This window comes from Frankia sp. CcWB2 (assembly GCF_977927585.1).
This window is the reverse complement of sequence record NZ_CDWRCM010000184.1, coordinates 1-4,503: the sequence shown is the minus strand read 5'-3', so window position 1 is coordinate 4,503 and position 4,503 is coordinate 1. Positions and strand designations below refer to the sequence as shown.

5 protein-coding genes are annotated in these 4,503 nt (G+C 70.8%); all 5 read left to right on the top strand.

Annotated elements, in window-relative coordinates:
• Positions 1-797, top strand: a 797-nt coding sequence (locus tag ACY45C_RS17185; RefSeq protein ID WP_462188579.1) for a dynamin family protein, incomplete at its 5' end; no start/stop codon positions are given.
• Between the two features lie 26 nt (positions 798-823).
• Entirely contained in the window at positions 824-2,137 is a 1,314-nt protein-coding gene (locus ACY45C_RS17180; RefSeq protein WP_462188578.1) for a hypothetical protein, read from the top strand.
• Positions 2,134-3,657: an Hsp70 family protein gene (locus ACY45C_RS17175; RefSeq protein ID WP_462188577.1), complete on the top strand. Its 1,524-nt coding sequence runs from the start codon at positions 2,134-2,136 to the stop codon at positions 3,655-3,657. Before ACY45C_RS17180 ends, ACY45C_RS17175 begins: the two co-directional genes overlap by 4 nt.
• Positions 3,629-3,820 carry a hypothetical protein gene (locus tag ACY45C_RS17170; protein ID WP_462188576.1) on the top strand — a complete coding sequence of 64 codons (192 nt, stop codon included), beginning with the start codon at positions 3,629-3,631 and terminating at the stop codon, positions 3,818-3,820. The genes ACY45C_RS17175 and ACY45C_RS17170 overlap by 29 nt, the downstream gene beginning before the upstream one ends.
• Positions 3,821-3,922: 102 nt before the next feature.
• Positions 3,923-4,450, top strand: a complete 528-nt coding sequence (locus ACY45C_RS17165; RefSeq protein ID WP_462188575.1) for a hypothetical protein — start codon at positions 3,923-3,925, stop codon at positions 4,448-4,450.
• The last annotated feature ends 53 nt before the right edge of the window (positions 4,451-4,503 follow it).

The window sequence follows — 4,503 nt, the reverse complement described above, 5'->3', positions numbered from 1 at the left end:
CCAGCCTGCCGATGCCTGGGATTCCCAGGGCTGTCGAGAAGTCCCCGGAGAGCAGGGAAGGAACCGAGGCCGCGAGGAGCTCCGGACTCGACACGGTCCGGCGCGCGGTACTGGAGCTGTCCGACGAGGTCGAGGTGGCCACCGCCGATCTCGTCGGGGCGGGCGTGCGGCGGCGGCTGCGGGAGGACCACGAGCGGCTGGCGTCCGACCGGCGGCACGTGGTCGTCTGCGGCGAGTTCAAACGCGGCAAGTCCAGCCTGGTCGGCGCCCTGGTCGGCCGGCCGGACCTGTTCCCGTCCGACGTCGACGTGGCGACGTGTGTGGTCTCCGCGCTTGCCTGGGGGCCCGCCGACCGTGCCTGGGTGCGCCGCCGGGAACCCGCTGCTGGTGGCGGCGGCACGGGTGGGCAAGGCGCCGAGACCGAGGTCGAGATCGGGGTGGACCAGCTCCCGGAACATGTCGTCGAGCAGGGCAACCCCGGCAACCGGCGGCGGGTGGCGGGTGTGCGGATCGAGGCACCTGTGGAGCGGCTCCGCTCCGGCATCGTGATCGTCGACACGCCTGGCATCGGCAGCCTGGACCCGGCCCACAGTGCGATCACCCGCAGCCACCTCGGCCGGGCCGACGTGCTCGTCTTCGTGGTGGACGCGGTGGAGCCGCTCACCACTGGCGAGCTGCGGTTTCTGCGGGAGGCGCTGGAGGCCTGCGACACCGTCCTCACCGTGGTGACGAAAACCGACAAGGTCCGGGACCCGCAGATCGTTGTCCGGGACACCCGCACCAAGATGCAGGCCTAGCCGGGGAGCACGGGTCGGAGAGCCCCGTGTTTCCTGTGTCGACCTACCGCCGGCTGGAGTACCTGGAGGAGCTGGGGTCCGGGATGCCGGACCCGGGGCCGGACACCAGATCCGGGTTCTCCGAGCTGGAAGAGGCTCTGTGGGAGGGCCTCGGCGCGCGTACCGAGGCCGCGCGGCTCGACCGCGCCCTCGACGGCTTGCTGGGCGCGCTCGCCGCGGCCCAGGCCACGCTTCGCGACGAGCTGCAGATCATGGACGACGATGCGCCCTGGCAGCGGGCCACCGCCGACCTCGACCAGGCTGAGGAACGCCTGCGGCACCTGACCGCCGCGGAGGCGTCCTGGCACAGCGTGCTGGAGGCGATCTGGGCCGAGCGGATCCCCCCGGTCCGGGATGCCTTGGCGGCCGACTTCGCGGCGGCGGCGCAGGCCCTCGCCCTGGCCGGCATCGCTCCGACCGGTTTCGCCGCGGCGGATGGCGCCGAACCGGGTGCGGAGATCGAACGGCTCCGGGCGGCCGCCGTCGAGTGCACCCGCACCCTCGCCACCGCGGCCGACCAGGCTCGGCGCGCTGTCGCTGTCATCGCCCGGAACGCCTACGAGACGCTGGCCGCCCACACCGGCACGGCCAGCCCGGCCGGCGGTTCCGTCGACGGCTCCAGGCATCTCCCACCGACCAACGCGGACACCCTTGGCATCGAGGCCGGGAGTCTGGTGGACGCAGCCGACATCCCGGTGCCCGACACCGACGAGATCGTCCGGGCGGCCCGCGAACAGCGGGTGACACTGCGTGAGCGTATGAAGATAGTCGCTGGTGCGGTCACCCGGAACACGCCGCCGGCCCAGATCGCCTCCCTGCTGGTCAGGTTCGTGATGGGCCGCGGCATGGCCACGGCTTTCGGCGGGCCGGTCAGCTCCTTCGGGGCGGAGTCGTCATCCTCCGGCGGCCCGTTCCAGTCCCTGAACACGGTGATCGAGCTGGGCACCGCCTTCCAGGACGCCTTCCAGGATGTCAGGACGCAGCTCGACCAGCGCCGCGCCGCCTCCACCCGCGCCGTCCAGGAGCTGCGGCGCAGCCTGCACGACCAGGTCGTGACGGCCACCAGGAGCGCCCTGGAGACCTTCGACGTAGGTGCCGCCCATGCCCGGCTTCGGGTGGAGCAGCAGTTCGCCGACCTGCTGGGTGCCGAGCTGGACGCGCTTGGCGCGACCCGGCGCAGGTTGCGGGAGAGTCACGCCGCCACCGGGCAGGCCCGCGACGAGCGCCGCGCCGTGCTGATTGACCGGCTGGCCGTCGGCCAGCACCTGCTCGACCGCGTCGACGCGCTGGCCGTCCGATGACGGTCACTCCCGGCCTGGTGCTGGGCATCGACTTCGGCACCTGGAACTCCGCCGTCGTCATCGGCCGGCCAGACGGCTCCGTGCTCACCATCCGTGACCCGTCCTCGTCCTACGGCCAGACCTCGTTCCGTACCTCGGTCTGCGGCCGGCCGGACGGCAGCCTGGCGGTGGGAGCGGCCGCGGAGCACCAGCGGCAGCAGTACCCGCAGTACTACCGCGCCGAGTTCAAACGCGAGTTTGGCACGGACATCCCCAGCATGCTGGGCGCCCGTGTCCTGCAGCCGCACGATCTCGCCGCCGAGGTCCTGCGATTCCTACGCACCTGCGCTGAGGAACGCATCGCCGGCGAGGGCGAGCCGGAGCAGGTGGTCATCACCGTCCCGGCGAGCTGGCAGCGGGCCAGACGCGACCTGATGCGCCGCACCGCCAAGGTCGCTGGATTCGACCCGGCCCGCAGCAAGCTCGTCACGGAGCCGTCCGCGGCAGCGCTGCACGCCCTGAGCAGCACCCGCCTCTCCGAGACCGGGCTGCCGGTGCTGGTCTACGACCTGGGCGGCGGCGCCTTCGACCGGGCGATCCTGAGGCTCGTCCGGGAACGCCTGCCGCAGAGCGTGAAGGTGCTGGACGGGGACCCCGACGACGAGGACGTGCTGCGCCGCCGCATCCTGCTGCGGGAGGACTGCGAACGGCTGAAGTGCACGCTCGCCACCCAGCCAGAGGCCTACCAGTTTCTCACCGTCCTCGACCCGCCGGAGCCGTTCACCCTCACCCGCGGTCAGCTGGCCGAGGCCGTAGGCCCGCTGATCGACCGGACCCTGGCCGAGTGCGACCTGATCCGCGCCACCGCCGAGCTGAGCTGGGACCAGATCATGGCCGTGGTGCCCGCCGGCGGAAGCTGCCGGCTGCCGACCGTCACCGAGCACATCCAGCGACACACCGGGCGCCCGGTCGTCCAGGTGGACGACCCGGACATGGCGGTCGCCCTCGGCGCGGTCGCCGCTGCCCGCCGCCTCGCCCGGGAGAGCAAGCACCCCGACCCGCTGCCTTCGTCCGCACGGCGTCCAGCCTCACCCTCCCCGGCCGAACCGTCTCCCAGCCAGACCAGCACCAGTCGGCTCGCCGCAGCAGCTCCCGCAGCAGCAGAGCCGGCCTGTCTCCCAGCCAGACCAGCACACCCGACAGGCCGCGGACCGGGCCGCTACATGGACCCCGCAGCAGTACGTCGACGAGGTCGTCCGCCGCGCCGAACAGCGCAGGAACATCCGCATGGAGACTCTTCTCGCCGGCACACGGGCTGTCGTCTACCATTTTTCGTCCACCGTGCAGAGATTCAGAAGGCCGACCGCCAGGATCAGCGAGACCACGGCTATCACGCTGGCGATGGTGGTGGCGGAAAATGTAACGTACGAATTGGCGTCAAAATGTTGTTTGGAACTGAAGAACTATGCCGCCCAGTATTTTCGGGTGAGTCTCATGGACGAGCATGTATTGATGCCGCGCCTGGTGGCCAGATCGATTGACATGAAAGTTTCGATGCTCCAAAGTCCCGGCAGCCTGAAGGCGACCGTAAGCCCCGCCTTCGTGAATGTGACAGAAGGCAGTGTGACTGTTGTTGGCAGCCAGACGACGCTGTATGGGGCTTCACTCAAGAAAGCTCTCAACAACATCCTGCCGGGATTTTGAGGAAGGGCGGCGGGACCGATGCTGCCGGGCCGGGGACGGTACGGCGGAACAGGACATGCCCGCGCCGGGGTCCGGGGCTGCGATGATCGGGATGGCGGTCGCATGAGTCGGGGAAGCGGGAGCGGGCAGGTATTGCGGGCCCTTGCCCAGCTGGCTGCGGAGGTGATCGAGCGCCGCCGGGAGGCCGGCGGCCGGCCTGGGGCAAGCGGTGTCCGACCGGGAACCCATGAGACCGGAACGCCTGCCTCCGGGACCTGCGGGCGAGACGTGGCGGAGGGAAGGGGCGGCGGGGCGAGGCCCCAGAAGCCTGCGGAAGCAGCGCGGATCGCCGGGCGCTGGTGCTCCCTGGAGCGGGTGAGCCCGGGGTCCGGCGGGCTGCGGGATTTCTATCTGGACATCGTCATTGGGCCGGACGGGCTCTTCCGGGGCAGCCATGCGGGGTATTTCTGCGTCGACGTGCCGGTGTTCGGCCCATTCGGGGTTCCAGCGCGGGACTGCCGGCGCGGGGATCGGCTGTACCCGGCACACGGCCGCCTCGACACGGCGTCCGGGCGCGGCCGGATCGTGCTGGCCGATACCGGGTCTTCGAAGTTAACCGGGGTGGGCGTGAAACCCCAGCCAGTTTGGTAACTGTGCGTAATGTTGGCTCGACGTGGCCTGCTGTGACCTGATGTGGCATGCCT